At 72.2% G+C, this 25248-nt stretch carries 26 protein-coding genes; 17 read left to right on the top strand and 9 right to left on the bottom strand.

From position 1 onward, the window contains the following. Positions 1-146 precede the first annotated feature (146 nt). Entirely contained in the window at positions 147-983 is an 837-nt protein-coding gene (gene dapD, locus MWM08_RS00625; protein WP_244457539.1) for a 2,3,4,5-tetrahydropyridine-2,6-dicarboxylate N-succinyltransferase, read from the bottom strand. A 196-nt stretch (positions 984-1179) separates the two neighbouring features. Between dapD and MWM08_RS00620 the strand changes: the two genes are divergently transcribed. Together MWM08_RS00620 and MWM08_RS00615 are read left to right on the top strand one after the other, a co-directional pair. Further along, on the top strand, positions 1180-2529 hold the full coding sequence (locus MWM08_RS00620) for a sensor domain-containing diguanylate cyclase (RefSeq protein WP_244457538.1): 1350 nt from the start codon (positions 1180-1182) through the stop codon (positions 2527-2529). Further along, positions 2526-3752: a DUF2336 domain-containing protein gene (locus MWM08_RS00615; protein WP_244457537.1), complete on the top strand. Its 1227-nt coding sequence runs from the start codon at positions 2526-2528 to the stop codon at positions 3750-3752. The genes MWM08_RS00620 and MWM08_RS00615 overlap by 4 nt, the downstream gene beginning before the upstream one ends. Positions 3753-3861: 109 nt before the next feature. On the opposite strand, the gene MWM08_RS00610 is transcribed toward MWM08_RS00615, so the two are convergent. Further along, positions 3862-4365: a DUF2244 domain-containing protein gene (locus tag MWM08_RS00610; RefSeq protein WP_244457536.1), complete on the bottom strand. Its 504-nt coding sequence runs from the start codon at positions 4363-4365 to the stop codon at positions 3862-3864. Between the two features lie 111 nt (positions 4366-4476). Here MWM08_RS00610 and nth point away from each other — a divergent pair, with 111 nt between their 5' ends. Continuing rightward, entirely contained in the window at positions 4477-5121 is a 645-nt protein-coding gene (gene nth, locus MWM08_RS00605; protein WP_244460038.1) for an endonuclease III, read from the top strand. A gap of 16 nt (positions 5122-5137) precedes the next feature. Next, the gene (locus tag MWM08_RS00600; RefSeq protein ID WP_244457535.1) at positions 5138-5443 is read left to right on the top strand and encodes a hypothetical protein; all 306 of its coding nucleotides are present in this window, start codon (positions 5138-5140) and stop codon (positions 5441-5443) included. A gap of 118 nt (positions 5444-5561) precedes the next feature. Here the strand turns inward: MWM08_RS00600 and MWM08_RS00595 are convergent, their stop codons facing one another. Continuing rightward, positions 5562-7217, bottom strand: a complete 1656-nt coding sequence (locus tag MWM08_RS00595; RefSeq protein ID WP_244457534.1) for a flavin-containing monooxygenase — start codon at positions 7215-7217, stop codon at positions 5562-5564. 160 nt (positions 7218-7377) lie between these two features. On the opposite strand from MWM08_RS00595, the gene MWM08_RS00590 reads away from it, so the two are divergent. The 4 genes from MWM08_RS00590 to MWM08_RS00575 all read left to right on the top strand — a co-directional run bounded on the left by MWM08_RS00590 (position 7378) and on the right by MWM08_RS00575 (position 9291). Beyond that, positions 7378-7836 carry a hypothetical protein gene (locus MWM08_RS00590; protein WP_244457533.1) on the top strand — a complete coding sequence of 153 codons (459 nt, stop codon included), beginning with the start codon at positions 7378-7380 and terminating at the stop codon, positions 7834-7836. 62 nt (positions 7837-7898) lie between these two features. Then, positions 7899-8258 (top strand): hypothetical protein, encoded by a 360-nt coding sequence (locus MWM08_RS00585; protein ID WP_244457532.1) that lies wholly within the window; start codon positions 7899-7901, stop codon positions 8256-8258. A gap of 88 nt (positions 8259-8346) precedes the next feature. Beyond that, positions 8347-8787, top strand: coding sequence for a nucleoside deaminase (locus tag MWM08_RS00580; protein ID WP_244457531.1), 441 nt, complete (start codon positions 8347-8349; stop codon positions 8785-8787). A 51-nt stretch (positions 8788-8838) separates the two neighbouring features. Next, the gene (locus tag MWM08_RS00575) at positions 8839-9291 is read left to right on the top strand and encodes a DUF4214 domain-containing protein (protein WP_244457530.1); all 453 of its coding nucleotides are present in this window, start codon (positions 8839-8841) and stop codon (positions 9289-9291) included. Positions 9292-9344: 53 nt separating this feature from the next. On the opposite strand, the gene MWM08_RS00570 is transcribed toward MWM08_RS00575, so the two are convergent. Beyond that, on the bottom strand, positions 9345-10931 hold the full coding sequence (locus tag MWM08_RS00570; RefSeq protein ID WP_244457529.1) for a bifunctional metallophosphatase/5'-nucleotidase: 1587 nt from the start codon (positions 10929-10931) through the stop codon (positions 9345-9347). A 130-nt stretch (positions 10932-11061) separates the two neighbouring features. Here MWM08_RS00570 and MWM08_RS00565 point away from each other — a divergent pair, with 130 nt between their 5' ends. The 3 genes from MWM08_RS00565 (at position 11062) to MWM08_RS00555 (ending at position 13350) form a co-directional block, all read left to right on the top strand. Beyond that, positions 11062-11979, top strand: coding sequence for a sulfite exporter TauE/SafE family protein (locus MWM08_RS00565; protein ID WP_244457528.1), 918 nt, complete (start codon positions 11062-11064; stop codon positions 11977-11979). A gap of 101 nt (positions 11980-12080) precedes the next feature. After that, positions 12081-12833 carry a TIGR02186 family protein gene (locus tag MWM08_RS00560; RefSeq protein ID WP_244457527.1) on the top strand — a complete coding sequence of 251 codons (753 nt, stop codon included), beginning with the start codon at positions 12081-12083 and terminating at the stop codon, positions 12831-12833. Positions 12834-12843: 10 nt separating this feature from the next. Continuing rightward, entirely contained in the window at positions 12844-13350 is a 507-nt protein-coding gene (locus tag MWM08_RS00555; protein ID WP_244457526.1) for a universal stress protein, read from the top strand. A gap of 9 nt (positions 13351-13359) precedes the next feature. On the opposite strand, the gene MWM08_RS00550 is transcribed toward MWM08_RS00555, so the two are convergent. From MWM08_RS00550 to MWM08_RS00540, 3 genes are all read right to left on the bottom strand, one after another. Beyond that, entirely contained in the window at positions 13360-15951 is a 2592-nt protein-coding gene (locus tag MWM08_RS00550) for a TIGR02302 family protein (protein ID WP_244457525.1), read from the bottom strand. 265 nt (positions 15952-16216) lie between these two features. After that, positions 16217-17557, bottom strand: a complete 1341-nt coding sequence (lysA, locus tag MWM08_RS00545) for a diaminopimelate decarboxylase (RefSeq protein WP_244457524.1) — start codon at positions 17555-17557, stop codon at positions 16217-16219. Between the two features lie 137 nt (positions 17558-17694). Next, the gene (locus MWM08_RS00540; RefSeq protein WP_244457523.1) at positions 17695-18711 is read right to left on the bottom strand and encodes an enoyl-CoA hydratase/isomerase family protein; all 1017 of its coding nucleotides are present in this window, start codon (positions 18709-18711) and stop codon (positions 17695-17697) included. A 162-nt stretch (positions 18712-18873) separates the two neighbouring features. Between MWM08_RS00540 and MWM08_RS00535 the strand changes: the two genes are divergently transcribed. The 3 genes from MWM08_RS00535 to MWM08_RS00525 all read left to right on the top strand — a co-directional run bounded on the left by MWM08_RS00535 (position 18874) and on the right by MWM08_RS00525 (position 21645). After that, positions 18874-19968 carry an ABC transporter ATP-binding protein gene (locus tag MWM08_RS00535; RefSeq protein WP_244457522.1) on the top strand — a complete coding sequence of 365 codons (1095 nt, stop codon included), beginning with the start codon at positions 18874-18876 and terminating at the stop codon, positions 19966-19968. 119 nt (positions 19969-20087) lie between these two features. Further along, positions 20088-21149, top strand: coding sequence for an ABC transporter substrate-binding protein (locus MWM08_RS00530; RefSeq protein WP_244457521.1), 1062 nt, complete (start codon positions 20088-20090; stop codon positions 21147-21149). 37 nt (positions 21150-21186) lie between these two features. Continuing rightward, positions 21187-21645 carry a hypothetical protein gene (locus tag MWM08_RS00525; RefSeq protein WP_244457520.1) on the top strand — a complete coding sequence of 153 codons (459 nt, stop codon included), beginning with the start codon at positions 21187-21189 and terminating at the stop codon, positions 21643-21645. 15 nt (positions 21646-21660) lie between these two features. Here the strand turns inward: MWM08_RS00525 and MWM08_RS00520 are convergent, their stop codons facing one another. Continuing rightward, entirely contained in the window at positions 21661-22110 is a 450-nt protein-coding gene (locus tag MWM08_RS00520; protein ID WP_244457519.1) for a hypothetical protein, read from the bottom strand. Between the two features lie 15 nt (positions 22111-22125). Next, positions 22126-22464 (bottom strand): hypothetical protein, encoded by a 339-nt coding sequence (locus tag MWM08_RS00515; RefSeq protein ID WP_244457518.1) that lies wholly within the window; start codon positions 22462-22464, stop codon positions 22126-22128. 241 nt (positions 22465-22705) lie between these two features. Between MWM08_RS00515 and MWM08_RS00510 the strand changes: the two genes are divergently transcribed. The 3 genes from MWM08_RS00510 to MWM08_RS00500 all read left to right on the top strand — a co-directional run bounded on the left by MWM08_RS00510 (position 22706) and on the right by MWM08_RS00500 (position 25143). Then, complete coding sequence (locus tag MWM08_RS00510) at positions 22706-23899, top strand: ABC transporter permease (RefSeq protein ID WP_244457517.1); 1194 nt, start codon at positions 22706-22708, stop codon at positions 23897-23899. Then, complete coding sequence (locus MWM08_RS00505) at positions 23899-24702, top strand: ABC transporter permease (protein ID WP_244457516.1); 804 nt, start codon at positions 23899-23901, stop codon at positions 24700-24702. Before MWM08_RS00510 ends, MWM08_RS00505 begins: the two co-directional genes overlap by 1 nt. A gap of 66 nt (positions 24703-24768) precedes the next feature. Continuing rightward, entirely contained in the window at positions 24769-25143 is a 375-nt protein-coding gene (locus tag MWM08_RS00500) for a hypothetical protein (protein ID WP_244457515.1), read from the top strand. Positions 25144-25248 lie beyond the last annotated feature (105 nt).

Below are 25248 nucleotides of genomic sequence, written 5' to 3'. Positions count from 1 at the left end.
CCGCGCTGCGGGCCGAACGCCGGAATGGGCGCCGCCGGGCGTCCGGCGAGCGTCATGCCGGAGGCGCGCCCGCGCCGCGACAGCGCAAGCGTGCCCGCGGCGCGACGGGGGCGGATGCCGCCCGCACGGCGCGTGAGGGCAGGGCATCAGTCGCGCAGCAATTCGTTGATCGCGGTCTTGGCCCTGGTCTGGGCATCCACCCGCTTCACGATCACCGCGCAATAAAGCGAGGGCCCCGGCGAGCCATCCGGCAGCGGCTTGCCCGGCAGCGCGCCCGGCACCACCACCGAATAGGACGGCACGCGGCCGATGAAGATCTCGCCGGTGGCGCGGTCGATCACCTTGGTCGAGGCGCCGATGAACACGCCCATGGACAGCACGGCGCCCTTCTCGACGATCACGCCCTCGGCCACTTCGGACCGGGCGCCGATGAAGCAGTCATCCTCGATCACCACCGGGTTGGCCTGCAGTGGTTCCAGCACGCCGCCGATGCCCACGCCGCCCGAGATATGCACATTCTTGCCGATCTGCGCGCAGGAGCCCACGGTCGCCCAGGTGTCGATCATGGTGCCTTCATCCACCCGCGCGCCGACATTCACGAAGGACGGCATCAACACCACGTTGCGCGCGATATAGGCCGAACGGCGCACAACGGCGCCCGGCACGGCGCGGAAGCCGGCTTCCTTGAAGCGGTTCTCGCCCCAACCCTGGAACTTCAGCGGCACCTTGTCATAGGCGCCGGCGGCGGTGTCCATCGGCGCCGAATCGGTCAGGCGGAAGGACAGCAGCACCGCCTGCTTCAGCCACTGGTTGACCTTCCAGCCACCGGCCGGGTCGGGTTCCGCCACGCGCGCCGTGCCCGCGTCCAGCGCCTCGAGCGCGTCCTCGACCGCGGCGCGGTCGGCGCCGCCGGTCGCCGAGGTGATGCGGTCGCGCACCTGCCACAGGGATTCGATGCGGTCCTGCAGGGCGGTCTTGTCCATGGCGTCTGTCTCCGGCGGTCCAGGGGCGGGCGGCGCTCCTTGCGGCGGCGGCGCGGGCCTGTCAACGCGCGGGGGTCCTGCAGCGCCCCCGGGCAGGTCGGCCGGCAACATGGGGGACGCAGGCGGGCGGGCGGTGCCGCCTCATTGGACCGCGCGCTAACCGGAGATTCACCGGCCCCGCGCTTCCATCGCCGCGATGAACACGGCGCTGCGCCCGGAGGACTGGTCGGTCATGGTCCCGCCTGCGGCGGCGGCCTCGGCGGCGTTGCACGGCGCCCTGCTGGAATCGCGCCAGCGCTGGCAGGACCTGGCCGGCCTCGCCGCCGACCTGGTTTTCGAGACGGACAACGCCGGGCGCTTCACCTTCCTGTGGCCCGATGTGGCGCTGGGGCATCGCGCGGCCGATCTACTCGGGCGCCGGGCAGACAGCCTACTGCTGGGCGCGGGGCCCAACCCCTTTGCGCAGCATCGGACCATGCGCGGGCACCGTGTCTGGATGGCCGACGCGCAGGGACAGCCGCGCTGCCTGGCCCTCTCCCTGGCGCCGCTGGCGGATGCGCGCGGCGGCCATGCCGGCCTGCGTGGCGCGGCGCATGACGTCACGGCCCAGGAAACCGCCGCCGCCAGCGCCGCGGCCGGGCTGCGCCGCGCGGCCCTGCTCGATTCCCTGGCCGAGGCCGTGCGCCATGCAGGCACCGCGCGCGAGGCGCTGGACTTCGGCCTGGCCGGGCTGCGCGACGCGCTGGGCTGCGCCGGCGCGGCCATGCTGGTGCCGGCGGACCCCCTGCCCGAGGTCGCCGCCACCACGATGGCGGTGCCCCCCGCCCTGTTGCAGCACACCGCCGCGACGCTGCTGGCCGGCGAGGATTGGCTGACCAGCCCCGACGCGCAGCAGCCCTGTGCGGTGCTGCACCACCACGGCCGCCCCCCCGCCGCCAGCGCGCTGGCCGCCTGGCGCGACCCCGGCGGCCGCGCCTGGGACGCCGAAGACCTGGCCGTACTGCGATCCATGGCCGCGATGCTGGGCGCGGTGCTCGGCTTCGACCGCATGCAGCGCGAACTGGAACGCCAGGCCAGCACCGACCCGCTGACCGGCCTTGCCAACCGCCGCGCCTTCCTCGATGCGCTCGAGTCACGTCTGCGCGGCAATGCGGGCGCGCTGGTGTTCCTCGACCTCGACAACCTGAAGCCGTTGAACGACCAGCATGGCCACGAAGCCGGCGACGCCGCGCTGCGCGCCACCGCGCGGCTGCTGCGCGGCACCGCCGCACCGGGCGACCTGGCGGCGCGCTTCGGCGGTGACGAATTCATTCTGTGGATCGCGGGCGCCGACCAGGCGGCGGCGATCGCTCGCGCGCGCGCCCTGCTGGACGGTGCCGCGCAGCAGCCCGGCGACCGCGCCCCGCGCTTCAGCCTGGGGCTCGCGGCCTGGCATCCAGCCTCGGGCGAGAGCGCCGCGCGGCTTCTCGCGCGCGCCGATGCCGCACTGTACGACGCCAAGCGCCACGACCGCGGCGGCTGGCGACTGGCGGGGGCCGGGCCATGATCGATCTGGGCGCCGCCGCGCGCATCCTCGATGAAGGGCGCGCCCCCGGGCGCACGGAAGCGCGTGCCGCACTCGCGGCCCATCCGCAGGCGCCACCCGAGGCTCTTTACTACCTGGCCGGGGACGACGATGCCGCGGTGCGTCGCGCCGTCGCCGGCAACCCCGCCACCCCACACCAGAGCTTCGCGGTGCTGGCCGGCGATGGCGAGCAGGAGGTCCGCGCCATGCTGGCGCATCGGCTCGCCGCCCTCGCGCCGGACCTCGCCCCCGCCCAGCAGGACCGGCTTGCGCACATGGCCTGGTCGGCGCTGGCGCAGCTGGCCGCCGACACCGTCGCCGAGATCCGCGCCACCATCGCCGAGGCCGTGAAGGACCTGCCCGACGCCCCGCGCGAGATGGTGCGGGCATTGGCGGCCGACCGCGACATCCGTGTGGCCGGCCCGGTCATCCGCCTGTCGCCCCTGCTGGCCGAGGAAGACCTGCTGGCGCTGGTCGATGCGCCTCCGCTGCGCGAGACCCTGACCGCCGTCGCGCGGCGCCCGGGCATCAGCGAAACCGTCGCCGACGCGCTGGTCGCGACCGGGGATGCGCTGGCGATCGGCACGCTGCTGCGCAACCACACCGCGGCGATCCGCGAGAGCACCCTGGATGCGCTGGTGGTGCAGGCCGCCGAGCATACCGCCTGGCAGGAACCGCTGGTGCGCCGGCCCTACCTGCCGCCGCGCGCCGCCGTGGCGCTGGCGGCCTTCATCGCCGAGGAGCTTCTTGCACCGCTGGCGGCGCGCACCGACCTGCCGGCGCAGGCCACGGCGCAGGTCCGCGCAGCCGTCGCGACCCGGCTGGCCGGCGCCGCGCGCGAGGGCGAGTCGGCGGCCGATTCCGCGAACCGCGCCGCCATTCTGGCCGATGCCGGCGCCTTGAACGATGCGGTCCTGCTGCGCGCCGCGCATGGCGGGGAGGTTGCTTTCGTGGCGGCCGCGCTCGCGACATTAAGCCGGATGCCGCGTAGCGCGATCGACCACGCCATCGCGACACGCTGCGCCAAGTCGGTTGCCGGCATGTGCCGCCAGGCGGGGCTTGCGGCCGCCACGGCCGAGGCGGTGGCAGCGCTGCTGGCGCCCGGCATGCCCGGTGCCACAAGCGTGGCGCCCTCGCTGGTCGGCGACGGGGAATTGCGCTGGCGAGTGGACGCCCTGGCGCGCGCCGCGGCGCGGTCGCCCTGAACCGCCCACCCGAGGGCCGCGAAAACGGATCGTGCAGGCCGCCGGTGCACGGCGCGAAGGCAAGGGCCGCGGATGCGGCCCGCCCGCCGACTGAGGGCGCACAAAAAAACTAACGCAGCTGAGCGTTATCGAAGACCGGCTGGCGCGCCCGCACCAACGCGCTGTGCAGGGCATGCTGCAACGAGGCCTTGTCCTCGGAAGCGAGGTCGCGCCCGATCTCGACCACCTGGCCCCGGCTCTCGATCAGCAGGGTGCCGGCATGGCCGGGGTCCTCACGATGCGTCACGCGCGCCCAGGTGGGGTCGAGCACGATCTCCTCGCGCCGGCCGCGCGAATCCGTGCGCGCCACCGAAAGCCGGCCCGGCACCAGCAGCAGCAGTTCCGCCCGCCGCGCCGCGCCCCGGGCATGCAGCGCCAGCATGCCCAGCGCGAAGGCGACCTCGACCCCCAGGAAGGGCAGCACCGGCCAGGCGCCGATCGCCAGGAACAGCAACCCCACGGCCGCAGAGACCATCCCCAGCAGCAGCGCGAAGATGCGGAAGCCGCGCGGTGTCAGCGAACGCGGCGGCGTGCAGATGGCCTGGAACAGGATGGGCTCGGCGGGGGCTGTCATCGGGTCACAGGATAGGCGAGGATCGCCCGGATACCAGCCATGCCCGCACGCCCCGCGAAACCGAAGCGTATCGACCACGGCAGCGCGACCGCGCCGCGCCGCGCGCGCATGATGCCCGCGGCACAGGCGGAGGCCTTCATCCGGTCCCTGGCTGTCGCCAATCCGGCGCCGGAAACCGAGCTTCTGTACACCGACCCCTTCACGCTGCTTGTGGCCGTGGTGCTCTCGGCCCAGACGACCGACGCGGCGGTGAACCGCTGCACGCCCGCCCTGTTCGCGGCGGCGCCTACGCCGGCCGCCATGGCCGCGCTGGGGGCGGAGGGCATCGGCCCCTACATCCGCACCATAGGCCTGTGGCAGGGCAAGGCGCGCAACGTGGCCGCCCTGGCACGCGACCTGGTGGACAAGCATGGCGGGCAGGTGCCGGCCGACCGCGCGGCGCTGGAAGCGCTGCCCGGGGTGGGGCGCAAGACCGCCAACGTGGTGCTGAACGTGGTGTTCGGGCAGGAGACGATGGCGGTCGACACGCACATCTTCCGCCTGGGCAACCGGTGCGGCCTGGCGCCGGGCCGCAACGTGCGCGAAGTCGAGGAACGCCTGGTCAAGCGCTGCCCGCCGGCGCTGCTGCGCGATGCGCATCACTGGCTGATCCTGCACGGGCGCTACGTGTGCAAGGCGCGCGCACCGGAATGCTGGCGCTGCGTGGCGCGCGCCTTCTGCAACTATCGCGACAAGGTGCTGGCGCCGCCGGCATGAGGGGGAGGAACGACCGATGACGCGTTCATGGCTTGCGGTGCCGATGCTGGCCCTGGCGCTCGGCACCAGCGGTTGCGGCGGTGGCGTCTGGGCCAATGTGCCGCAGGACCCAGGGCCGGTCGCCGCCGCCTGCCGCAGCGAGATCGAGCGTGACCCGCAGGTGCGCCGGCTGGGCTCCGAGGCCGGCGGCAACGCCGCAAATGCCGAGAACATCCGCCAGCAACTGCTCGTGCTCCTGCCGCAACTGTATCATGAGTGCATGATCCGCGCCGGCGCCATTCCGCCAGGCACGCCGCTGCCGCCGCCGCGCGTAACGTTCTGACGGCGGCGCCCCGCGGACCCGGCGGCACCGGCCCGCGCCACGCCCGGCCACCCCTGAGGGATGGGGGGCCGGTGTCGGGCTTCGTGCGGCGCCAACCAGACGCAGTCCAGGGCGCGGCTCAGGCCGGAACGCGTTCGCCCTGCGGTGCGGTCACGAAGCCTGGATAGCCCTGCGCCGCCACATCCGCGCAGATCACGCGGTAGCGCGCCATGCCGCCGGCATAGGGCATGAAGACGCGCGGCTTGCCCGGCACGTTGGCACCCAGGTACCAGGAATGGCCCGCCTGGGGCATCAGCGTCGCATTCGCGGCGTCGTTCACATGCGCGACCCAGGCCTCGGCGGCGTCGTCCGTCGCCTCGATGGTGGCGAGGCCCTCGCGGCGCAGATGCGCGATGCAGTCCGTGATCCATTCGACATGCTGTTCGATCGCGACCGGCATGTTGGTCAGCACCGACGGGCTGCCCGGGCCGGTGATGGTGAACAGGTTCGGGAAGCCCGGCACCTGCAGGCCGAGCTGCGTGCGCGGCCCGGCCGCCCAGGCTTCGGCCAGCGGCAGCGCGCCGCGCCCGGCGATGTCCATGCGCAGCAGCGCGCCCGTCATGGCGTCGAAGCCGGTCGCGAAGACGATGCCGTCCAGCGCGTATTCCGCACCGCTGCGCAGCGTGATCCCTGTCGGCGTGATGCGCGCGATCGGGTCGGCGCGGATATCGACCAGGTCCACGTTGTCGCGATTGAACGTCTCGAAATAGCCGGTGTCGATCGGCGGGCGCTTGGTGGCAAAGGGGTGGTCGATGTCGGCCAGTTTCGCCGCCGTGGCGGGGTCCTTCACCACCTCGCGGATACGGGCCTTGATGAAGTCGGCGGCGGTGTCATTGGCGGCGCGGCTGGTCAGGATGTCGCGGAAGGTCGCGCGCAGCGCCAGGCCGCCTTTCTCCCATGCGGCGCGGAACGCGGCCTCGCGCTCCTCGGCGCCGACCTCGAGCGCGGAGCGTGTCCCGAGCGGCCAGGGATGCCCGTTCGTGGTGCTGTGCATCGCGGCGCGGATCTCGGCGGCGTTGTCCTTCGCCCAGCGCTTGAAGGCATCGTCCAGCGGGCGGTTGCGCGCCGGGATGGAATAGTTCGCGGTGCGCTGGAACACCGTGAGATGCGCGGCCGTCTCGGCCAGCACCGGTGCGGCCTGGATGCCGGTCGATCCGGTGCCGATCATGCCCACGCGCTTGCCGGTGAAGTCCACGCCGTCGTGCGGCCATTCGCCGGTGTGGTGGATGGTGCCGGCGAAATCCGCCGCACCCGGGATGTCGGGGATATTGGCCGAGGACAGGCACCCCACCGCAGTGATGAGGAAGGGCGCGGCGTAGCGCCGGCCCGTGCCGGTCGCGACGCGCCACAGCCCGGCAGCCTCGTCCCATCGCGCCTGCGTGACGCGCGTGCCGAAGGCGATGTCGCGCTTCAGGTCCAGCCGGTTGGCCACGTGGTTCAGGTAGCGCAGGATCTCGGGCTGCTGCGGGTAGCGTTCCGACCAGTCCCAGGATTGCAGCAGGTCATCGGAGAAATAGAAGGCGTAGGCGTGGCTTTCGGAATCGCAGCGCGCCCCCGGGTAGCGGTTCCACCACCAGGTGCCGCCCACGCCATCGGCGGCCTCCAGGACGCGCACCCGCAGGCCGAGCCGGTCGCGCAGCGCGTGCAGCTGGTACAGCCCGGCAAAGCCGGCGCCGATCACCAGGGCATCGAAGCGGTCTTCGGCAGCGTCGGGCGGGATCGGGGCCTCGGGCATGGTGTCCTCCGGTGGTTGGTGCGATCCTCAGCCCAGCGGGCCCGCGCGGCAAGCGTCGGGGCGCGGCCGCGCCGGGCCAAAGCCGGCGGTCGCTGCGGTCCAGCCAAACGTTGCGCGAGACGTTCAGGTCAACTAGCGTCATCCAGCCGCCGCCGATCCGGTGAGCCGCATGGAAAATTCGGGCAAGTATTCGGGTTCGAACCTTTCGAACCTGGAAAAGGATCCTGACATGGCGCGGGTTGCCGACTATTCCATCATTTCCGACAACGTGATTCAGGACAGCAATGTCGATTTCACGGTGCCAGACAACATTCATGCAGGATCGCGTTCTGTCTTGCGGTTCAAAATCAAGGCACGCGGGTTAGACTCGGGCGATGTTCCCTTTGGGTCCTTCGACGGAATGTCGACCCGCGTTTTGTTGAATGGCAGCGTGGTCTGGACCTGGAACTGGACGAACAGCGAAAATCCCACGCGCGTGTTCCAGGAAGTCGTGCCGGCGGGCATCGTCAAGCCCGGCGACAACAGGTTCGAGGTGAAAGTCAAATTCAACGATCCCGACGGCGGGCTCTCGATCATCAGCATATCTGACGCCGTGCTGTGGTGGCAGGCCGAGATTTAGAGGAAACAAGAATATCAAGTAATTCTTTGTCTTGAAGACACCCTTGCAGAAAGGATCATCACATGGCGCGGGTGGCGGACTATTCCATCATCGTTGATGACTGGATTTCAGAGAAAAGCGTTGATACACGCAATTTCACCGTACCGGACAATATACATCCCTCGTCACGGTCGATCCTGAGTTTCATGTTTGACGCGGACAGTGACGACGGGGTTACGGTCAATGTTCGACTGAACGGCGCGCTCGTATGGACCTGGACGGCCAACAGTGGCGATTCGCGTCCGGTCCGGTTTTTCCAGGAGGTGGTGGCAGCCGGCGTGGTCAAGCCAGGCGAGAATGTCTTCAGCTACAACAGCAGCTCGAGTGACTCGCGCACCATTCGGTTTTCCGATGTCGTCCTGTTCTGGCAGGCGAGCATCTGAGACCGACGCGAGCACCCGCTCCTCCGCGCGCGGTAGCAGGCCGATCCGCCACCGTGCATCCGCTCGCCTTGCCTGGAGTGGCGCCGCGATGACCCCCATCGAACTGGCCCTGCGCGAGGCCGCGGCCGCGGCCGCGCGTGGCGAAGTGCCAGTCGGCGCCGTCGTCACCGATGAATCCGGTGCCGTCCTCGCCGCCGCCGGCAACGAGGTCGAGGCGCGCCACGACCCCACCGCCCATGCCGAGATCCTCGCCCTGCGCGCCGCCGCCGCGATCCTGCAAACCCCCCGCCTGGTCGGCTGCACCCTGACCGTCACGCTGGAACCCTGCCCGATGTGCGCCCAGGCGGCGTCCTTCTTCCGGCTGAAGCGCCTGGTCTTCGGCGCCTATGACCCCAAGGGCGGCGGCGTGGAGCATGGCGCGCGCATCTTCGCCGCGCCATCGTGCCACCACGCGCCGGAGGTGGTGGGCGGGCTGCGCGAGAGCGACTGCGCCGCCCTGCTGCGCGATTTCTTCAGGGAACGTCGTTGACCATTCGCGCCGGGCGCGGGCATTGACGCCCGCGGACCAACGGAGGACCCGATGCGCGAGGTGAACGGCAGCGAGCTGCTGGACGGCAGCGACCACGAATTCGTCGTGAACCTCTACACGGTGATCCTCAATCGCTGGCCGGACGAGGACGGCTACCGCCACCACCTGCAGCGGGTGGAGAACCGCCCCGATATCCGCCGGCAGGTGATCCAGGAGGTCGCCGGCAGCGCAGAGGGCCGCGCGCTCGGCGTGGTGGTGACCTTCGCCGGCGAAGCGCAGGCGGAGGCCGTGCCCGCCGCGGCCGAGACCACCCCGGGCGCCGCCCCGCCGCCGGATGGCCTGGGCGCGGCGCTGGCCGGACTGGTCGCGGCCGTCGGCACGGTGCCCGACCTCGAGCTGCGCGCATTGCACCGGCAGCTGGCCGATGCGCTCGGCGCCGTCGCGGCCGAGCGCGCCGCGCGGGTCGAGGCGCGGCTCGCGCAGATCGAGACGCGGCTGGGCTGACCGCCTGGTGGCGACTGCGCCATGGGGCGCATTCGTACGTCCCTCACCGGCGCTCAGCGCGCCACGATGCGTCCATCCACGGGCACGCCCGCGACCTGGCCGCGGGCGATCCTGTCGGCCACCACCTCGTCCAGCACCGGCCCGGTATCGTACGGGTCGAGCGCGCGGTCGCGGAACATCACGTAGCCGTCGCCACCCTTGCGCATGAAGTCGTTGGTCAGGACGCGATAGACCCGCCCGGGGTCGAGCGGCGCGAAGCCGCCGCCCTGCGCCACCTGCACGCCTCGCACGCGACTGCCTGGCGGGGCGGTCGGGTCCCAGGCGAAGCGGATGCCGGCCACCTGCGGGAAGCGCCCGGCGGTGCCAGCCCCCTGCGACAGGCCATGCTCGATCGCGGCCAGCACGTCGGCGCCGCGCAGGCCCATTACCGCGACGGTATTGCCAAAGGGCAGCACGGTCAGCACGTCGCCGATCGTCACCTGGCCCTCGGGCAGGCCGGCGCGCAGGCCGCCGCCATTGGTGATGGCGATCTCGGCCCCGGGGATGGCGGCCAGCATCGCCTCGGTCACCAGATTGCCGAGCGCGCATTCGCCGCGACGGCAATCGCCGTTGGGCAGGGCGGCGGGCAGGCGGCCGACCGGGCGGCGGCGGGTTTCCTCGAGCGGGCGGGCGAGTTCCGCGACCAGCGCGGCGACACGCGCATCCTCCGCGAATTCGGCGCCGAGTTGGATGGTGGACCCGCCCTGTGCCGCGATGCGCCCATCGGGCGCGAGGTCGAGGTCGAGCCGCCCGAGGAAGCGCCCGTAGGCGCCGGTCTGCAGGATGCGCACGGTGCGGTCGCGCCCGTCGACCAGCGTGGGGGACGGCCCGTCGGCATCGGGTTCGGCCGCCAGCAGCGTGTGCGAATGCCCGCCGATGATGGCATCGATGCCAGCCACCTGTTCGGCGATGCGCCGATCGGCGCCCAGGCCCATGTGCGACAGCAGCACGATGGTCGCCGGCCCCTGTGCGCGGATGGTGGCGATGGCGCGCGCGGCGGCCTCGGCCGGGTCCGTGAAGCGCAGGTTGCGGCCGGGCGAGGACAATTGCGGCGTCTCCGGCGTGATGACGCCCACGAAGGCGATGCGCGCGCCGCCGCGCACCGTTTCGAACCAGGGGCGGATGCGGCCTGCCAGCAGCGGTTCGGCGCTGGCGTCGATATTGGCGGCCAGGATCGGGAAGTCGGCGCCGGCGGCGAAGCGCGCGAGCGTCTGCGGGCCATTGTCGAATTCGTGGTTGCCGAGTGTCATCGCCTCGCAGCCCCAGGCGCGCATGACGGCGAGTTCCGCCGCGCCGCGATGCTGCGTGTAGAACAGCGAGCCCATGAACTGGTCGCCCGCATCGACCGCGACCACGGCGCGTCCGGCCGCCGCGGCCTCGGCCCGCGCGGCCGCGACACCGCCTGCCAGGCGCGCCGATCCGCCGAGGCAGGGGTCGTTCGCCCGGCACGCCGCGCCGGAGGCGCGCGCGACGGGTTCGTGGCGGCTGTGGAAATCGTTGGTGTGGATGATCCGGACACGGTGCGCGGCCTGAGCGCGCGCGCTGCGCAGCGCCGGTGCGGCAAGCAGGGCGCCGAGCAGCAGGCGGCGGTGAAAGATCATCTGTGGCCTCTCGGATGCGGCTGCCGCAATCCTGCCCTGTCCTGCGGCGATTGTCCCTTGCCGCATGGCGCCGCCGGGTTCACACCCGGCGGGTTCGTCGATTCACCCGAACCGAAGCGCGGGGCGCGCGATGCAGGTCTACCTGCCGATCGCCGAAATGAGCGTGGATGCCCTGCTGCTGCTGGGCATCGGCTTTGGCGTGGGCTGGTTGTCGGGGCTGTTCGGCGTGGGCGGTGGCTTCCTGCTGACGCCGCTGCTGATCCTGATCGGCATCCCGTCCCCGGTCGCGGTCGCTTCGGGCGCGAACCAGACGCTGGGCGCGTCGGTCTCGGGGCTGATCGCGCAATGGCGGCGCGACAATGTCGACATCCGCATGGGGCTCGTGCTGCTGGCCGGCGGCTTCGTCGGCTCGGCGCTGGGCGTGCAGTTGTTCGCGGCATTGCGGCGCGCCGGCCAGGTCGATGTCGCGGTGTCGTTCTTCTACGTGGTGGTGCTGGGCACGGTCGGCATGCTGATGGTGCGCGAAAGCGTGCGCGCCATCATCCGCCGCCGGCGCACCGGCGGGGCGGCGCCCACGCGTCTGGGGGAACACACCTGGCTGCACGGCCTGCCGATGAAGATGCGCTTCCGGAAGTCGCGCCTGTACATCTCGATCGTGCCGCCGCTGCTGGTGGGCTTCCTGATCGGCATCCTGTCGGCCGTGATGGGCGTGGGTGGCGGCTTCATGCTGGTGCCGGCGATGATCTACCTGCTCGGCATGCCGACCAGCGTGGTGATCGGCACGTCGCTGTTCCAGGTGGTGTTCGTCGCCGCCAACGTGACGCTGCTGCAGGCCTGGCAGGTGGGCAGCGTGGATATCGTCCTCACGCTGCTGCTGCTCGCCGGCGGTGTCGCCGGGGCGCAGTTCGGCGCTTCGATGGGCACCAAGCTGCGCGGGGAGGAAACCCGCGCGCTGCTCGGCCTGTTGGTGCTCGGGGTGGCGATCGGCCTGGCCTGGGACCTGATCCGCGCGCCGGAGAACCTGTTTGCGATCGGTCCGGCACGATGACACGGCCGGGTCTCCGCCCGGCCTTGTCGGCGCGCAGGGTTGACGGGCACCCATCGAAGCAAGCGTCGATCGGACCCGGTGTGGCGGCTGCGCGCAAGTCCATGAGATGGGCGGCACTGCTGCTGGTTCTGCTGGCCGCGCTACCCGCGCGCGCGCAGCAGGCGCCGAGCACGCCGCTGCTCACGGCGGACCTGTCCACCGACCGGGTCGAGATCACCACCGGCTTCACCGGCGCCTCGGTCATCGTCTTCGGTGCCACCGAGAACCTGATCGGCCCGCAGACCGGCGAGGACGTGGTGGTGGTTGCCTGGGGCCCATCGCAGCCGACCGTCGTGCGGCGCAAGGTGAACGTGCTCGGCTTCTGGGTGAATGGACCGGCCGCGACCTTCCCGGAGATTCCGGGCTTCTACGCCATCGCGGGCACACGCCCGGTCTGGGAGGTGCTGCCCGAGGATGTGCGGCGCACCGGCCGGCTCGGGCTCGATGCGCTGCCGCTGCGCGTGGTGGGGGCGCAGGGGCCGGCCTTCCGCGCGGCGCTGCTCGAACTCAAGCAGCGGGACGGGCGTTGGCAGGAATACGCCGCGCCCGTGACCGTGGCCGGCGGGCGGCTGTTCTCCGCGCGCGTGTCCTTCCCCGACACGGTGCAGACCGGCGACTACCGCGTGGAAGTGCTGCTGGTGCGCGAACGGCGCATCGTGGCGCGGCAGGAACTGTTCCTGCGCGTGGACCGGGTGGGCTCCGCCGCCTGGATCGCCGGCATCGCCCGCAATGCGCCCCTGCTGTACGGTGTGGGCTGCATCGTGTTGGCCGCCCTGGCCGGGTGGCTCGGTTCCGTCCTGTTCCGTCGAAGCTGAGGTCCGCAAGATGCCGGGTACCGAGGAAGCCGCCGCCGCCACCACCGCCGCCAAGCGCGATCGCATCTTCCTGGTGGTGGTGGATGACAGCCCCGAGCGGGCGGTGGCGTTGCGCTATGCCTGCCTGCGCGCGCGCAAGGGCGGCGGGCGCGTGGCGCTGCTGCGGGTGATCGAACCGGTCGGCCTGGTGGAATGGGCCGGCGTGGGCGCCATGATGCAGGAGGAGAGGCGCGAGGAAGCCGAGAAGATGCTCTCGGGCCTGGCCGCCGAGGTGAACGAGATCACCGGCGGCTTCCCGATCCTGATCATCCGCGAGGGCGATCCGCGCGACGAATTGCTGAAGCTGCTGGAGGAAGACCCGCGGATCTCGATCCTGGTGCTGGCGATGGCGCCGGGGTCCGGTGGGCCGGGGCCGCTGATCACGGCGCTGACGGGGCGGTATGCGCACCGGTTGAGCGTGCCGGTGACGCTGGTGCCGGGGGCGCTGGACGAGAAGGAACTGGATCGGGTGACGTGACCGCGCAGCTCAAAACCGCCTGAGCAGCCTGTCGATATAATCCAGTTCCGCCGGCGGTCGCTCGCGCTCGGCGCCGCGCCGCCGGAGTTCCTCCTGGATGCGCCGCGTCTTCAGCAGCTCGGCTTCGTCCGGCACGCGGGTGTCGGAGGCGTTGTCCTGCCCGCCCGTGGCCTCGCGGTTGCGGCGGCCAAGCGGGTCCCGGCCCTGGCCCTGTTCCTGCGCCTGGTCCTGGCCCTCGCCGCCCTGTTGGCCGCCGGCCATGCCCTCGCCTTCGCCCTCGCCTTCGTCCTCGCCCTCGCCGGGCTGGCCCTGGCCGAACTGGCGCTGCATCTGCTGGGCCATCTGGCGGCCGCCCTCGGTCAGCGCGCGGATGGCGCGCTGCTGCGCGTCGCGCGGGTCGCCACCGGCGCGCAGGTTCTCGTCCGCGTCGCGCATGGCGCGGTCGGCCTCGCCCAGTTGCTGCGGCACGTCGCCGGTCAGTTCGCCGAATTGCTGCATGAGTTCACCCAGGGCGCGGCGCAGCGCGCGCTGCACGCGGGCATCCTGCTGTGACTGCGCCTGGCGTTCCGGGTTCGGCTGCGCCTGCTGCTGCGGCGGCTGCGAGGGCTGCGGCGGGAAGCTGAAGTTCTGCGGGCGGCGGCGCTGTTCGGCGCGTTCACGGTCGGACTGCTCGGCGCGCTGGTGGCTGCGGTCGAGCATCTGGGTCTGCCGCTGCACCATGTCCTGCACGGCGCCCATCTGCTGGTTGCCGCGCTGGCGCTGCTGCTGCCGCTGGCGGTCCTCGGCGCGCATGTTGCGGCCCTCCTCCAGCGCGCGGAGCATTTCCTCCAGTTCGGCGAGCTCACGCTCGGCATCCTCGGTGCGGCCCTGGCGGGCGGCGTCCTGCATGCGTTGGGTACGGCGGTTGAGTTCCCGCTGGTCCATCATGCGCTGCTGCGGATCGTAGGGCAGGGCTTCGGCGTTCTCGCGTTGCAGGCGTTCGGCCAGGGCTTCCAGGTGGCGGCGGATCGCCTCGCGCAATTCCTGGATACGACGGTCGGTTTCGGTGCGCTGTTCCTCGGTGCGCTGGTCGTTGGGTGTCCGGCGCTGTTCCTCCAGCGCCTCGCGCAGGGCCTGGCGGGCTTCGGCCAGGGCGCGGGCGGTGCGGTCGGTCCGGCCTTCCTCCAGCGCCACGGCCACGTCCCACAGGATTTCCTGGGCTTCGACCACCGCGGCGGGGCGGCGGTCGCGCAGCAGGCGGTGGCGCGCGCTGCGCAGCGCGATGAAGGTTCCGGTGTCGTGCTCGAAGGCCTCGGGAGCGGCGGTGATGCGGTCCAGTTCGCGCCGGGCCGGCTCGCGCCCCGTGGGGTCGACCGACAGCGCCTTGCGCAGCGCGATCAACTGCTGCGAGACGGGATGCGTGAAGGAGCGTTCCGGCAGTTCGAGGAAGGCGCCGTCGCTGCGTCCATCCTGCCCGGCATGGTCGGTCGCGACCAGACGGGCTTCCACTTCCAGCCCCGCCCACGGGTGCGCGGACAGGTCCGGCTGTGCGGCGCCGCGCGCAGTGCGCGGGCTGCCGCCGGGCAGCGGCAGGTCGAGCGTGACGGGCTCGGCCTCCGGCCGCAATTTCAGGCGCAGTTCGACGCGCAGCGTTGCCAGCCCCCAGTCATCCTCGGCCCGCCAGGGAAGGCGGATGGCCAGGCCGCGCTGCGCGCGCGCGGGCGGCTGGTCCCAGGCCACCACCGGCGGCGCATCGGCACGCACGCTGAGCGACCATTGCGCGAGCTCCGCGCCGTCACGCCGCACCGCCAGGCGCGTGCCGGATTCAATGGTGGTCTCGGCGGCGAATGACCCGCGGTCGAGCGTCCGGAAGGGCGTGGCGGTGCCGTCCAGCAGCAGGTCCGGAACGCCGCCGGTGCCACCCGAGACCGCCACCTGCAGCCGGCTGCCGGCCGGCACCGCGGCAACCCCGCCGGCGGGGTCGAGGAAGATCGGCGCGGCGCCCGTATAGGCCGGCGGCGTGATCCAGGCTTCGAGGCGCACGCCCGGGATGGCCGGCAGCGCCGCGCCGGCGAAATGCGGCAGCAGGGCGCGGCGCAGGCGTTCTGGCGCCTCGGCCCCCGCCACCACGATCCCGGCCACCAGCGCGACCGACAGCCCCGCGCGCAGCGCCCGCGGGTCGCGCAGCGCGAGGCCCGGCCGGGGTGCAGCGACGCGCAGCGCCGCTAGGCGTTCCGCCGCGCGGCGGCGATGCGCTTCCCACAGCGCCAACGCGACCGGATCGTTGCCGGTCGGGCGGTCCGCCAGCGTGGCGATGGGGCGGTGCGCGAGGCCGGAATCGCGCTCGATCCGGCGTTCGCCCGCGGCGGCGCCCGGCAGTGCCAGTTGCCGGACCGCGCGCTGCCCGGTCCAGGCCAACGCGGCGGCAAAGGCGGCCAGAAGCGCCAGGTGCAGGAGCGGCGGCAGCACCAACGGCAGGCCGGACAGCGCCGCCACGACGAACAGCCCGATCACGCCCAGCGGCGGCCAGAGCGCCGGCCAGGCGGCTTCCCACCACAGCGCGAGGCGCGCGAGCCAGGTGCGGCGCGCAACGCTGGCGGCGAGCCGGTCACGGTCGGTCATGGCGTGGCTCCGGCGTGCTGGCGGGTCGGTTCCGGATGATGGCGGCGCGGCTGCGATCCGCGGCGCGCCCGGCGCGACGGGGCGGCCTTCGCAGGCCGGACCCCGAGGTGAACGGAGTCGCACCGATCGGGAACCACCGCGATGGCTCTGGTCGGCGCCGCCGTCAGGCGGTCCGATGCGCACAGGCGATGGCGCATCCGATGCGAGCTGGCGGTGCCCGGCGTCTGCGGCGCCTGTGCCCTCCGGTCATCGGATGCGCGAGCCGTCATGGCGCCAGCCACTCCGGCACGCGTTGGCCGTGCAGCAGGGCGTCATGAGTCTGGCGTTCGCGCACCACGGCGTAGCGCGCACCGTCCACCAGCACCTCCGGTGCCAGCGGCCGTGCGTTGTAGGTCGACGACATCACCGCGCCATAGGCGCCCGCATCCAGGAACGCGACCGCGTCGCCCTGCGCGAGAACCGGTAGCATCCGGCCGCGGGCGAAGGTGTCACCGGTCTCGCAGACCGGGCCGACCACCTCGGCCGCCGAAAGCGGCGATGCGGCGCGCGCGGCACCGACCGGGACGATGCCGTGCCAGGCCTCGTACATGGCGGGGCGCACCAGGTCGTTCATCGCCGCATCCACCACCACGAACCGGTGCGCCGCGCCCTGCTTCTGCAGCACGACCGATGCCAGCAGAACGCCCGCCGGCCCGGCGATCCAGCGCCCGGGTTCCAGCATGACCGGCAGGCCGAGATCCCCCAGCGTCGCCTTGATCGCACCGGCCAGCGCCTCGGGGCTCGGAGCGGGTTCGTCGCGATACGGAATGCCGAGGCCGCCGCCGCAATCCACGCGCTGCACCGGCAGGCCGCGGGCGCGCAATTCGCGGATGGTCTCGGCCAGGCGCGCATAGGCGGCGCGATACGCCGACATGCCGGCGGTGATCTGGCTGCCGATATGGGTCGCGATGCCGATCGGCTCGATCCCCGGCAGCGCCGCCATTCGGGCGTAGATCGCCACCGCGTCCGAGATCGCAACGCCGAACTTGTTCTCGCTTTTGCCGGTGGTGATCTTGGCGTGGGTCTTGGCATCCACGTCCGGGTTCACGCGCAGCGCCACGCGCGCCGTGCGGCCGAGGCCTGCGGCGATGGCGGAGATCATGTCGATCTCCTCCGCGCTCTCGGCGTTGATCTGGAAGATGTCCTGCTCGATGGCGTGGGTGATCTCGGACACGGTCTTGCCGACGCCGGAGAAGACGATGGCGCTGGCCGGGATGCCGGCGGCGCGAGCGATGCGGAGCTCGCCCTCGCTGACCACGTCGGCGCCGAGGCCCTCGGCGGCGAGGACACGCAGCACCGACAGGTTGTCGTTACACTTCATGGCGAAGTGGATGGTCGCATCCAGCCCCGCACCGGACAGCGCATCCTTCAGCGCACGCGCGCGGCGACGCAGCGCACCCGCGGAATAGACCCAGGCGGGGGTGCCGACCTCGGCCGCGATGCGCGCCAGCGGCACCTCCTCCATGACCAGCCCGTCCATGGCGTGCAGGGACAGATGCGGGCGCAACGCCAGCAATTCTGCGAAGGTCGGGTCGGAACTGTCGGACAGGGGGAGCGGCGCGGCCATCCGATGATTGTCGGGTTGGGGCGCGGCATGCGCAAGGCGTGTTACAGGCCGGGCGAGAGAACGCCGCGGTTTTCAGGCCCGGGGACCGACCCTGGGCGTCCGTCCCCGACGGCCGAACAACGATGGGGGGGCGCGCCTTATCTGAACATCGCGGCAATCGCCGTCGGGTCCACATCCTCGATGCTGGCCGGCTGCCACTTCGGTGCCCCGTCCTTGTCCACCAGCACCGACCGCACGCCCTCGGCGAAGTCCGGGTGGTCGTTCACCACGACGCGGGTCAGCGCCAGCTCGGTCGCCAGGCAGCCGGCCAGGTCCTGTGCCGCACCGCGCTGCAGCAACTCCAGCGAGACGCAGAGAGAGGTCGGCGACATCCGCCGCAGGATGGCGGCCTGGGCGGCGGCCCATTCGGTGCCCTCGGCATCCAGCGCGGCCAGGATGGCGGCGACGCTGCCTTGCCCGAAGCAGCGGTCGATAGCGGCGCGATGCGCGGCGAACGAAGCCTCGAGCGGCGCCTCGGCAAAGCCGGCGACGACCTCGGCACCCTCCGCGACCAGCGCGGCGCGCAGATCGGCCAGCTTGGCCCGCGGCACGAAATGCGTGGCGAGCCCGGCATGTACCGAATCCGCCCCGGTCAGCCGCGCCCCGGTCAGCGCCAGCCAGGTGCCGATCGCCCCCGGCAGGCGCGGCAGCACATAGGACGTGCCGACATCGGGGAACAGCGCGATGGCGGTCTCGGGCATCGCCACCAGCGCGTGCTCGGTCACCACGCGCGGGCCGTTGTGGACGGCCACACCGATGCCACCCCCCATGCACACGCCGTCGATCAGGCTGACCCAGGGCTTGGGGAAGGTCGCGATCCCGGTGTTGACGGCGTATTCCTCGGAGAAGAAGGCCTCGACCGCGGCGCGGTCCCCGGCGATGGCCGCGGCGCGCACCGCCCGCACGTCGCCGCCGGCGCAGAAGGCGCGCCCCCCGGCCCCTTCCAGCACCACCAGGCGCACCGCGGCGTCGTCGCGCCAGTCCGCGATGGCGGCGGCGAAGGCACGGATCATCGGCAGGTCGAGCGCATTGAGCGCCCTGGGCCGGTTCATCAACAGCGTGCCGGCGATCCCTTCGCGGCGTGCGATCAGGCTGGGTTCGGCGGTCTCGGACATCGGGCGTTTCCTCCTGCGCGGCGTTCGGGGCGGCGCCATGCGCAGCGTTCGGGGCGGGGTCAAGCGGAGCGTTCGGGGCGGGGTCATCCGCAGCGTGCGGGACGGGGTAGCCGCCGGCGCGCCACATTGACAAGCGCACCCCCCGGACCGGAGGTATGCTGGATGAGCGAAACCCTGGTGCGCTTCGAGGGCGTGCGGAAGACCTACGGCGGCGGCGGCCCGGCGGCCGTGCAGTCGCTCGACCTCGAGATCGCGCGCGGGGAGTTGCTCACACTGCTGGGCCCGTCCGGGTCGGGCAAGACCACGACGCTGATGATGCTGGCCGGCTTCGAGCTGCCGAGCGCGGGGCGCATCCTGCTCGAGGGCCGCGACATCGCCCGCCTGCCGGCGCACCGGCGCGGCATCGGCGTGGTGTTCCAGTCCTACGCGCTGTTCCCGCACATGAGCGTGACGGAGAACGTGGCCTTTCCCTTGTCCGTGCGCGGCATGTCGAAGCACGACCAGGGCAAGCGCGTGGCGAAGGCGCTGGACACCGTGCGCCTGGCCGGGTTCGGGGAGCGCCGGCCGGCACAGCTCTCGGGCGGCCAGCAGCAGCGCGTCGCGCTGGCACGCGCGCTGGTTTTCGAACCGCCGATCGTGTTGCTCGACGAACCGCTGGGCGCGCTGGACAAGGCGCTGCGCGAGGAAATGCAGCTCGAGATCCGGCACATCCACCAGCGGCTGGGCGTGACCATGATGTACGTCACGCACGACCAGGCCGAGGCGCTGACGCTGTCGGACCGTATCGCGGTATTCCAGGATGGGCGCGTGCGCCAACTCGCCGACCCTCGCAGGCTGTACGACCGCCCGGCCGATGCCTTCGTGGCCGGCTTCGTGGGCGAGAACAACCTGCTGCCCGGCGTGGTGGAAGCGCGCGAGGACGACGATGTGCGCGTGCGGCTCGATTGCGGGCCGGTGGTCGAGGCGCAGGCGGTCGATTGCGGGCCGGTGGGCGGGCGCTGCCTGGTCGCGATCCGCCCCGAACGCGTGGCGGTGGCGGGCGTGACCGCATCCGACCTTGGCGAGGGCGCGCTGCCGGCGGTGCTGACCGAGGCGATCTTCCTCGGCGACCATGTCCGGCTCAGGCTGTCGCTGGGGGATGGCGGGGAGATCCTGGCCAAGCGTCCGGCCGGGATCGGCGCCCTGCCCGAACCGGGTGGGCCGGCGGCGGTCGCCTGGCCGGAGGGCGCGGCCTTCGCCTTCCAGCCGCCAGGCTGACCACCAGCCGGCGCCGCGGCCGAAAAAATCGGCCCTCCGGGGCAGGAAATCGCCCCTGCGCGATTCAGCCCTGCGCGATTGTGGTCTACCGTGACGGCGCGAGAGAGGGAGACGCCGTCATGTTCCGCCGCACCATCCTGAAGGGCGCGCTGGCCGCCACCGCGCTGCCCGCCGCAGCCGTGCTGCCGGACGCTGCCCGCGCGCAGGGCCGCGACCTGACGGTCGTCTCCTGGGGCGGCGCCTACCAGGATGCGCAGCGCGAGGTCTTCTTCCGCCCCTTCCAGCAGCAGATGCGCATCCGCATGCTCGAGGAAACCTGGGATGGCGGCATCGGCGTGCTGCGGTCGCGCATCGCCTCCGGCGCCAATACCTGGGACGTGGTGCAGGTGGAATCCGAGGAACTGCTGATCGGCGCCGAGGAAGGCCTGTTCGACCCGCTCGACTGGGCCGCGATCGGCGGGCGCGACGCCTATATCCCCGAGGCGGTCAGCGAATTCGGCGTCGGCGCCATCCTGTATTCCTTCATCATGGCCTATGACCGCGCGCGCCTGGCGCAGGGGCCGACCGGCTGGGCGGATTTCTTTGACACGGCGAAGTTCCCCGGCAAGCGAGGCATGCGCCGCGGCCCCAAGACCACGCTCGAGATGGCGCTGATGGCCGACGGCGTGGCCCCCGCGCAGGTCTATGCCGTGCTCGGCACGCCGGCGGGGGTGGACCGCGCCTTCCGCAGGCTCGATTCGATCAAGGCCGACATCGCCTGGTTCGAGCGCGGCGCGCAGCCGCCGCAGTGGCTCGCCGCCGGGGAAGTGACCATGACGGTCGCCTACAACGGGCGGATTTCGGCCGCCAATGCGGCGGATGGGCGCGACTTCGCGATCGTCTGGACCAACAACCTGTTCACCCTGGATTCCTGGGTGATCATGAAGGGCAGCCCGAACCGGGCGCGCGCGCTGGAGTTCCTGAAGTTCGCTGGCCAGCCGGCGGTGCAGGCCGGGCTGCCGCCGCGCATCCCCTATGGCGTGACCGCGGTCGGCGCCAACGACCTGCTGCCGCCTGCGGTGCTGGCTCAGCTGCCCACGGCGCCCGCCAATATCGCAACGGCGCTGCAGATCAGCGATCGCTTCTGGCTCGACAACCTCGACCGGCTGACCCAGCGGTTCAACACCTGGGTGTCGCGCTGAGCGCCGCGCGCGACGCCGGCGCGAACGCGCCGTCGACATGAACACGATCACGGATGTCGGCACCTGGGCGAGTTCCTGGATCTGGGGCGTGCCGCTCATCGTGACATCCGTTGTCGTTCACGTGCTCGGCCTGGTCATGATCCGGTCCGGCTTCGCCCGGTTTTTCACGCGACGGCCACCGAGCCGCGGTGAGCACCTGATGCGCTTCGCCGCGGCGACCGGCACCGCGGTGCTCCTGATCACGATCCTCCATGTCCTGCAGGCGGTCGTGTGGGCCTTCGCATATGTGGCGCTCGATGCGCTGCCATCGCCGCGCATCGCGATGCTCTATTCGCTCAACGCCATGACGGCCTATGGCCACATCACGGATTTCCTGGCGCCCCACTGGCAGTTGCTGGGGGCGTTGCAGGCGCTGAACGGGCTGATCCTGTTCGGGCTGTCGACCGCGTTCCTGTACGGCATGATCGAGTTCGGCTCGCCGGCCCGCCAGCGCTGACGCGATGCGCGCCGGTCAGCCGGGGTTGTTGTAGTAGTAGTTGTTCACCACGGTGGGTGGCTGGCCGTATTGCGCGGCGGTGGCCGCGGCCCCCGATGCCGCCGCGGCGCCGACCATGGCACCGGCCGCGAAGGTCCCGACCGGGTGGACCCAGGGCGTCACCGCCACCGGCGGCCGGTAGAACCCGCCGTAATGGACGGCGCCATAGCCATGGTAGTAGGCCGGCGGATGGTAGCCACCGACGTGGTAGGCACCGCCCCAGCGATAACCGCCGCCCGTGCCGCCCGCATGCCAGCGCTCGCCGCCCGGCGTGACGCCGCCGGCATGCCACCAGACCAGCTGCGCGCCAGGGGATGTGGCCAGCAGCGCGGCGCGCAACCCGCGCGCGGGCTCAGGCGGGGCGGCGCTGGCTGGCAGCCCGGCCACGGCGGCAAGGACGAAGACCGGCAGGATCCTGCGCATCATCGGGGTCTCCTTCGCTCAGCGATTGAGGTTGTGGTCCTGGAGGAGCTTGCGCCAGTCGGCCAGGCTGCGCTCGCAGAACTGCCGGTCCACGTCGTGCGAGGACCCCGCGCCGAAGGAGGAGGAGAAGCGGAACGCAGCATTCGCCCCCATCTGCGCGATCAGGATACTGTTGAACGCGAGGAGCGCCTGCTGCGCCGCCGGCCGGTCGGCCTCGGGCAGGCACTGAAAGGCGTGGCCGGCCATCAGCCCCATGTTCACCAGGCCGCGATCGAGGCCCTCGACCGTCACCGGTGTCTGTGCCGCCGCGGGGCCTGCCAGCAGGGCCGCCAGCATCGCGAGGCCGGGAAGTCGCATCTGCATATCGTCGTCCTTTTCCCTGCGCCGGGCATCGCGCAGCGCGCCCGTTCGGCGCAGCCTATCCCCGCCGGCGGGCGCGCGTCGCGAGAAACCGTATCCGGATTGGGCGTGAGCGCACCCTTGCGCGGGGTGGGCCGGGCGTCGTTCCTTCGCAGCCGGGCCGAAAGGGGATTGCCGCCATCCGCCGACATCATCGCCGCAGCGCGCCGCCGTCGCGCCGACCCGGCCGGGGCGCCGCATGACCCGAGCGCCGCGCCTGTCGGCGGCGCTGCTGGTCACGCCGCTGCTGACCTTCCTGCTGCTGTCCTTCGTCGCCCCGATCGGGGCCTTCCTGTGGCGCGGTGTGACCGATGCCGAGGTCGCGCCGGTGCTGCCGCGGACCGTCGCGGCGCTGGCTGGGTGGGACGGGCGTGCCGCCCCGGATGACGCCGCCTTCGCCGCCTTGGTCGACGACCTGCGCGAGGCCCGGGCCCGTGAACGCGCGGCCGGGGCCGGGGGCATCGCCCGCGCCGCGGCGCGGCTGAATGCCGACCGGCCGGGCTTCCGCGGCCTGCTGCCGATGACCGCGCGGCGCATCGAGGCACCCTTCGACGGGCCGGCCCGCGCCGCGGTCCTCGCCATCAGCGAGGAATGGGGCGACCCCGAGACCTGGGGCGCGATCCGCCGCGCGGGCGGGCCGCTCTCGGCCTTCCATGTGCTGGCCGCGGTCGACCTGCGTCGCGACGCGGAGGGCGCGGTGCGGGCGGTGCCGCCGGACCAGCGGGTATTCGGCCAGGTGCTGCTGCGCAGCCTGTGGATTTCGCTGCTGGTGACGGCCGCCTGCCTGGCGCTGGGCTGGCCGCTGGCCTGGCTGGTCGCGACCACGCGCGGCTGGGCGGCGACGCTGCTGCTGGGAGCGGTGATGCTGCCCTTCTGGATCTCCCTGGTGGTACGCACGGCGGCGTGGATGGTGCTGCTCCAGCGCGAGGGGGTGGTGAATGCGGCGCTGGGCGCCTTCGGGATCGGGCCGCTGCCGCTGATGATGAACCGCTTCGCCGTGGTGCTGGCGATGGTGCACATCCTGCTGCCCTTCATGGTGCTGCCGCTGGTGGCGGCGTTCCGCGGGCTGGACCCCGCCTTGCCGCGCGCGGCGGCGTCGCTCGGCGCCACGCCCTGGCGGGTGTTCCGGCGGGTGATCCTGCCATTGTGCCTGCCGGGGATCGCGGCGGGGTGCATCCTGGTCTTCATCCAGGCGCTGGGGTTCTACGTGACGCCCGCGCTGCTGGGCGGGCCCAGCGACCAGATGATGGCCTGGTTCGTGGGGTTCTATGCGACGCGCAGCGTGAACTGGGGGCTGGCGGCGGCGCTGTCGCTGCTGCTGCTGCTGGCGGTCGGGGTATGCGTCGCGCTGTACGGGCGCCTGGCGGGGTTCCGCCGGCCGGGAACCGCGTGATGGCGCGCTGGGTGACCTGCGTGGCGGGGCTGCTGGTTGCAGCGTTCCTGCTGGCGCCGATCCTGGCGATCCTGCCGCTGTCCTTCTCGGCCGGGTCCTTCCTGTTCTATCCGCTGCCAGGGGTTTCGCTGCGCTGGTACCGGGACTTCTTCGGTTCCGACTTCTGGCTGCCGGCCTTGTGGAATTCACTGCTGATCGGGGGTGCAGCGGCGGGCCTGGCCACGCTGCTGGGCGTGCCGGCGGCCTTCGGGCTGTGGCGGATGCGCGGCGCGGCGCGCGCACTGGCGATGGGGGTGGTGCTGGCGCCGATGGTGGTGCCGGTGATCGTGGTGGCGGTTGCGCTGCTGCTGGCCTTCGGGCCGATCGGGCTGGTCGCGACCCATGCCGGGCTGATCGTGGCGCATGCGGCGCTGGGCGTGCCTTTCGTGGTCGTGACGGTGCTCGCCTCGCTGGAGGGATTCGACCCCGTGCAACTGCGCGCGGCTGCGGCCTGCGGGGCGGGGCCGGTGCGCGCCTTCCTGCGCATCTGCCTGCCCCAGATTGCGCCCGGCGTGGCAGCGGGCGCGGTGTTCGCCTTCGCGACCTCGCTGGATGAGGTGGTGGTGGCGCTGTTCATCGCCGGGCCGGCGCAACGGACATTGCCGCGGCAGATGTTCGCGGGGCTGAACGACAGCATCAGCCTGACCACCGCGGCGGCGGCGACGATGCTGGTGGGGCTGTCGGTCCTGTTGCTGCTGGCGGTGGCCTGGCTGCAGGGGCGCGCCCGACGTCGATTGCAAGGCGCGGCGACGGACCGCATGTAGCGATTGCCGTGTTGCTCGCCGCCGACGGGCATCGGCATCATGGGCTGCGCGGCGCCGGACGAATCAATGCCCCAGATCCGCTGGATTCCCAGCGTCTTGATGTTCGTGGTCTTGAAGGTGACCCCGCTGGTACTGGGCGGTGCCTATGTCGCGTGGGTCGAACGCAGTGGGCGAACGGCCGGCGAGCCGGACGGGTGGGTCGTCGGGGGCGCCACGGTGGTCGCGCTGTTCCTGCTGGGGCTCGGGTTCCGGTATGTCCTGAAGGACCGCCCGTTGACCGGTTTTGACGTCCTGATGGTGCTGGCCCTGTATATCGGCGGGTCCGCGAGCGCGGTGCTGAAGGCGTCCTGGCCGGTTGGCGCCGGGTTCTGGATCCTGGCGTTTGGTGCCGCGATGGGGCTCGGGGCCTGGCAGCCCGGCGCCCGCGCGGCACGCCGATAGAGGCGCTGCGGCCGCCGGCGTCCGGGCCGGGATGCAGGTGAGCCTCGACTCTTCCTTGACTCTGCGGGCCGCTGCGCCTAAGCGCACCGCGTGTTTTCCACAGCC

It is taken from the genome of Roseomonas fluvialis, from assembly GCF_022846615.1.
GTDB classification, from domain to species: domain Bacteria; phylum Pseudomonadota; class Alphaproteobacteria; order Acetobacterales; family Acetobacteraceae; genus Neoroseomonas; species Neoroseomonas fluvialis.
This window is presented reverse-complemented; position numbering and strand designations above follow the sequence as displayed.